The sequence below is a fragment of the Oculatella sp. FACHB-28 genome (assembly GCF_014696015.1).
Classification (GTDB): Bacteria; Cyanobacteriota; Cyanobacteriia; order Elainellales; family Elainellaceae; genus JAAUTN01.
On sequence record NZ_JACJPJ010000044.1, the window covers coordinates 1 to 6,109 of the forward strand.

Here is a 6,109-nt window from a genome sequence, read left to right on the forward strand (position 1 = left end):
ACCCGATTCGAGGACACTTTCACCCGAAGCAACATGAACTGAGTGCAAAACGATACCGAGAACAGCTACGCCAACGCTTTGAAGATTGGCGAGAAATCACTTGCTTGACAGTTGCTGTGTAACATTGAGCAACGCTGCAGGGTTCAAGGATTATCGTGCTTAATTTTGAACATAAGCGGTTAAGTTGACGATACCGTCTAAACCACTAGAGCATATCAACCTGGGCGATCGAGAAAAATGTAAAGAGTGATGTGATGAACCCATAAGCTTATTCATTGCTGAATCACTGTACTTCTTGAGGCGACAATAGCCAATAAGTCACTATTTGTCCCCAGCCTTTTACCTTAATCACCCCCCGCTTTTGAAATCTATAGGCTCCTTTGAGTCGTTCATAGGTCGTGGAGGAAACCTGGATTTTGCCCCCCTTTCCGTGAGATTCCATGCGGCTGGCGACGTTCACCGTATCGCCCCAGAGGTCGTAGGTAAATTTTTTCGTGCCGATTACCCCAGCTACCACTGGTCCTGTGTGGATACCAATCCGAATTGCAATGCCTTGTTTATGAATTAAGTCAGGCAATTGTACAGATGGTGAGTTCATGAGTTGCCAAATTACCTTTTGCATATCCAGCGCCATTTGTGCAATCGCTTGCGCATGATCAGGGCGCGGCTCTGGTAACCCACCGACTACTAAATAGGCATCCCCAATCGTTTTAATTTTTTCCAATCTGTGGCAATCGCACAATGTATCAAATTGCGAAAAGATGTGGTTAAGCAACTCCACTAATTGCTGCGGTGGAGTATGACTTGCAACTTGGGTAAACCCGACAATATCTGCAAAGAGTACGGTTACCTCATCGAAGCCATCAGCGATTGCCTGCTCCTGCTGCTTCAACCGCTCTGCCACCGATTCTGGCAAAATGTTGAGTAGTAATCGCTCAGAAATTGCCTTTTCCTTTGCAAGTTCCTGAGTTCGCTCCACGACTTTCTGTTCTAGGGTGGCATACAAGCGGGCATTTTCTAGAGAGATTGCTGCCTGCGCCGACAGAACTTTGAGCACTTCCAGGCGATCGTGGGTGAAAGCGCCAGCAATCAAGTGATTCTCTAAATACAAAATGCCAGACAGGTTTCCCTGATGGATCAGTGGCATACACAGCACTGATTGAGGCTGATAGTGCTGAATGTAAGGGTCTTGTCTAAAATCTTCCTCAGTTGCTCGATGAAGCACTACACTTTTTCGCGTGCGAATCACGTAGTTGATGATGCTAATGGGAATCTGTTCCGCCAACGGCAGGGAGGACACCACGCTGGATTCACTATCTACTTGGCTGGTAGCTTCGATACAAAACCTACCATCAGACTCCAGCACCAAATGACCTCGTTGAGCACCTGCATTTTCTACCAACACACTCATTAATCGTGCCAAAAGTTTTTCTAACACAATTTCGCTGGCGATCGCCTGAGACGCCTTTAGCAGCGTACTCAAATCGAATGATCCATTAGATGAGCGATCAGTTGTGGTCATACTTCTGGAACGCCGCACTACGTCAGGCTGGCGGTGCATATTCTCAGAAAACGGTTCTGCCTCACGCTCTAGCGTTTCTGCCTTACGTTTTGCGCCCCACGCTTCATAGGTGTAGCAAGCTTTTTGCCAGTAGCTGTAGGCAAAATTCGGCTTCTTACGAGCCAGCCAAAATTCGGCGGATCGTTCATAAGCGATCGCTTCATCTTGGAGAAAGCCTTGAGTTGCAGCGGCAGCGATCGCTCGGTCATAGCGATCGAGTGTTTCTTCTAACGAACAGCCTCGCAGTTGCCCGAGTTCTGCATCCAGCAACCAAACCTTATGCTGAAAGTTTTCAGGACAATTGTTTGCCCACTGTTCAAGCTTGGCATAGTGTTCAGCAATCTGTTGCTGATAAACTGTGCGTTGTTCATACGATGCTCTTAAGCTCAATCGCAGTAGGATCAATGCAGCATAAAAATGAAGATCCGCAGTTGAAATCACACCCAAAATATAGTTTTGCAACTCCAATGCCTTCTCGATACAAATCCAAGCTGCATCATCTTGATGGTGAAGATACAAAATAAATGCTTTTGCAATGAAATAACGACACAATGCACTTAAGCTTTTGTGATCAGCACAAGCTTGAAGATAATCAGCTTCCTTGAGCGTCTCTTGATCAAAGTTTAACGAGTTGGTAGTCTGTCCGGCGAGATTTGCAAAGATAAGCTGGTAGCCGAGCAAAACATCGATCGCCCACTGGTTCTTTACACTCCGGCAAAACGCCAAAGACTCAGTAACCAAGTCGTCTAATTCCTTTAACGGTTTTCCTTGAAACATTAAATTAGAAATGCGATAGCTGAGAGAATAGCCCACATATTGAAATTCTCCTGATTCAAGACCGGAACGTACTCCATCTTGATTGATTGCATCTGCCAAACAGACAGGCTGAACCCAGGAATGAACAAAATTACTGAGGATGAAGCATACTCGCGATCGCTGAGTTGAGTTTTGATATTTCTCACTTAATTGCAATGAAACTAAGCAAGATTCATAACCCATTGCGTAATCACCTAGAACTGATCCCAGTAGAGTTCCATAGTTGGAATAGCCGTAACAGGATTCTGGAACATTGCCATATTTCAAAAATAGGGAAACAGAAACCACCACCACAACCTGCCAAATAATTTGCCTATAGCGATAGGCCGCTGATCCCATATTGGAGAGCACCTTCACTGCCAATTGTTTCTCAGCTTGGGTAATGTCGGGTTGGTGAAGCAGAATAGAAAAGGGGCGATCGCCTAAACGCGCTTTAAATTGCTGATATTGCTGTTCAAAAGCTTGTTCGAATTGGTTAGCTGGAAACTCAATGCCTAATAACTTAAGTGCCTCTCGTCCATATTCTAAAGCCCTAGCGTAATCTGTTTGAAGAGTAGATTGAACCACCAACAGATTATAAGCCTCGGCTTGAGGCAGTACCGAATGAGCATAGCTCAAAATTGTATCTAGAATTTGTTTGGAAGACTCAAGATTACCAATTAAATATTCAACTTCTGCTTGCTCCTGATGAAGAGCTAACGTCAGATGATACTGATTTTGCCAGGCATCTGTAGGAAGGCATTCTAACCCAATCGATAAATAGCTATGGGCAGCTTGATAAGCAGTTGATTCTTTTGCTTTGCGGACTGCTCTTAAATTGAGCTCAATCAAATCAAGTTGCTCGGTGTAAGTAGCAAGGTACGATCGCCCAATATTGAGATGATCAACGATACTAAAAAGTTCTTCATCCTCATTCGCAGACTGCAATTTATTTCGTAAAAGCTGCCCAATTTGAAGGTGAAGTTTTTGCTTTTGCTGCTCTGGAATGAGTGCATAGGCTGCTTGCTGAACTCGGTCATGAAGGAAGCGATAGTTTTGAATCAAAAACTGCTCATCCGGCTCAGAAATTGTGAGAATTAAGCCTGCTTGAATGGCAGGAAAAAGAACAGTAAAAATCTCTTCTGGGGGTTGTTGTCCAATAATGGAAAGAGTCGCCAGATTAAAATTAGCACCGACACAAGCTGCCAAACAAAGTACTTGTTGTGTCTGAGGAGAAAGCTTTTGTAGCTTTCCCATCATCAAATCCACTACATTATCGGTAATATTCTGGGCTTGAATTTGCTCAACATCCCAAGTCCAAATTCGCTGCTTCAAGTCAAAACGAAGCAAATTCTCGGCTGTAAGTGTCTTCAAAAACTCGCTAGCAAAGAAGGGATTTCCATTTGTTTTGCAATGAATTAATTCTGCTAAAGTGAACGTGCTTTGCAAATCTGTATGGAGACTATCTGCCAACATTTGATTGAGATGATCGACGGTCAACGGATGAAGATCAATAGAAGTCAAAGGCACTTCCAGTGATTTCAGTTCTTCTAAAGTCATCGCAAGCGGATGGGTGTCACTAACCTCATTGCTGCGATAGGCTCCAATCAGAAGCAGCGATCGCATTTCTCGATCGGTGAGCATGAGGTGAATGAGTTGCAAACTTCCTACATCTGCCCATTGCAGATCATCAAGAAAAATAACCAGTGGATGGGCTGGATCGCTAAAGGTGCAAACTAGTTTCTGAAAGATGAGTTTGAAGCGATTTTGAGTTTCAGTCGGTTCAAGCGATGGCACAGAAGGTTGTCGTCCAATTACTAATTCAATATCTGGGATGACATCAACAATGACCTGACCACTATTACCCAATGCAGCCAATAATTTAGCTTGCCATTGCTGCAAAGACTCCTGGCTTTCTGTAAGAAGTTGCTTGACTAAATCGCTAAAGGCAGCAACGATCGCACTGTAGGGAGTTGTTCTTTGAAGTTGGTTAAATTTTCCGGTAACAAAGTAGCCTCGCTTCTCAGTGATGGGTTTATAAATCTCCCGCACTAGCGCAGATTTTCCGAGTCCAGAGTATCCCGTCACTAAGATCATCTCCGGTGAAGCAGGCTGCTTCGTTTGACCCCCTTGGAGCGTTGCTATTCGATCAAAAGCGGTTAACAACGTCTCTAATTCTTGCTGCCGTCCATAAAGTTTCTGGGGAATGTTGAGCCGGGTGACGTAATCCTCACGTCCTAACGGAAAAGGCGCGATCGCGCCCTGTGCATTCCATTTTTCCAAGCAATATTCCAGATCGAATTGAATGCCTAGTGCACTCTGATAACGGTCTTCAGGGTTCTTCCGAAGCAGTTTCAAGATGATATTGGAAACCACTTCAGGAATTGCAGGATTAACTTCGCTTGGAGAAAGCGGTTGCTTTGCTAGATGAGAATGAACGAGTTCTAAGGCATCATCAGAATGGAACGGCACGTGTTGCGTTAACAACTCATAAAACGTTACTCCAAGCGAGTAAAAATCAGTTCGATAATCTAAAAACCGATTCATTCGTCCAGTTTGTTCTGGAGAAATATAGGCTAGGGTTCCTTCCAAAACATCTGGATGTTTTAAGCTAGAACTGACCTGGCTGATGCGAGTTGAAATACCAAAATCAATGATTTTTACACAATTAGTCTGACGATTAAAAACAATATTGGATGGATTAATATCTTTATGAATAACATGAGCCGCATGAATCTGCGATAGCGCCTGGGTAATGGCGATCGCTAACTTTAGAAACGGCTCGATCGCCAAGGGTTGTTTCTGAATAACACCGTATAGGGGCTCTGCACCAAAATCTTCCAGAACAATGACTAGCGACTTCTGGTGGGTTTCCAGTGCATAGGCTTGAATAATTCCCTCACCAGATAAGCCTCGAATCATCTCATACTCATGACGGTAGCGAGTTAGCTCTGCCCGAGTCGGGTAGCCCTGTTTGAGTACCTTAAGAATGACCGGTTCTACTTTGTCCAGTCCTACAGCCCGATACACGCCAGAATTGTCACTTTCATACAGCAATTCCTGGATTTTGTAGCTGGATAGTTCGACCATGAACTTTTAACCAAGGATAAATAGATACAATTCAGAGCAATCTTATACAATCATTGCTTACCCAGTGAAAATTGATATCAAATAATACGAAACTGTCAGGTTGAATGGGACTCGCCTCGCCCTTTCCTGGGCTTGCTGGCACTATCTTTATTGCATTTATTGGTGCAGTCGTGTTGTTGGTCATTCTGCACTTCATTCAACGTCGCCGCGCTATTTAGAGGGATGGGTAGTGTTCTAGACCTGTGGATGTCTAATGCTGGAACGATTGTGCAAGGCAGCTTTCAATATCAAAATCAGCGATTCAAAAAATTTTGCGACACAGCCCTTTAGAGCGAGAGCTAGAAACGGCTCTCATCCAGCATATTCGAGAGTTTTTGCTAGAGTTAGGGGTCGGGTTCTCCTTTGTTGGCAGTCAATATGGTTGTGTCGCAAAAATGGTAGGGTGTGGAAGCTCAATTTTCTCTAGCTCTGCTCTAAATGACGACCGATTCCTTGTTCAAATGGCATCACTTTCTGCCAAAAATCATCTTGCTGAACGTGCGGTGGTACCGCCGCTATTCACTCAGCTAGCGGAACCTAGAGGAGATGATGCAGGAGCGCGGCATGGGAGTGGATCACTCAACCATCAACCGCTGGGTTTTACGGTAAGGACCAGAACTGGAC

General features: G+C 44.4%; 2 protein-coding genes and 2 pseudogenes. 3 read left to right on the plus strand and 1 reads right to left on the minus strand.

Annotated elements, in window-relative coordinates; all coding sequences use genetic code 11:
* Positions 1-283: 283 nt before the first annotated feature.
* The gene (locus H6F88_RS07130) at positions 284-5,446 is read right to left on the minus strand and encodes an adenylate/guanylate cyclase domain-containing protein (protein ID WP_190642057.1); all 5,163 of its coding nucleotides are present in this window, start codon (positions 5,444-5,446) and stop codon (positions 284-286) included.
* Positions 5,447-5,550: 104 nt separating this feature from the next.
* Here H6F88_RS07130 and H6F88_RS07135 point away from each other — a divergent pair, with 104 nt between their 5' ends.
* From H6F88_RS07135 to H6F88_RS07145, 3 genes and pseudogenes are all read left to right on the plus strand, one after another.
* Positions 5,551-5,664, plus strand: a complete 114-nt coding sequence (locus tag H6F88_RS07135) for a GlsB/YeaQ/YmgE family stress response membrane protein (RefSeq protein WP_190642058.1) — start codon at positions 5,551-5,553, stop codon at positions 5,662-5,664.
* 111 nt (positions 5,665-5,775) lie between these two features.
* Positions 5,776-5,865 (plus strand): annotated as a pseudogene (locus H6F88_RS07140) (PDDEXK nuclease domain-containing protein); the annotation flags it as partial.
* A 58-nt stretch (positions 5,866-5,923) separates the two neighbouring features.
* Positions 5,924-6,091 (plus strand): annotated as a pseudogene (locus tag H6F88_RS07145) (IS6 family transposase); the annotation flags it as partial.
* Between the last annotated feature and the right edge of the window lie 18 nt (positions 6,092-6,109).

Bases quoted from the DNA above. Each gene is read 5' to 3' on its own strand.
- H6F88_RS07130 (WP_190642057.1), bottom strand. From the start codon at position 5,446: ATGGTCGAACTATCCAGCTACAAAATCCAGGAATTGCTGTATGAAAGT.
- H6F88_RS07135 (WP_190642058.1), top strand. From the start codon at position 5,551: ATGGGACTCGCCTCGCCCTTTCCTGGGCTTGCTGGCACTATCTTTATT.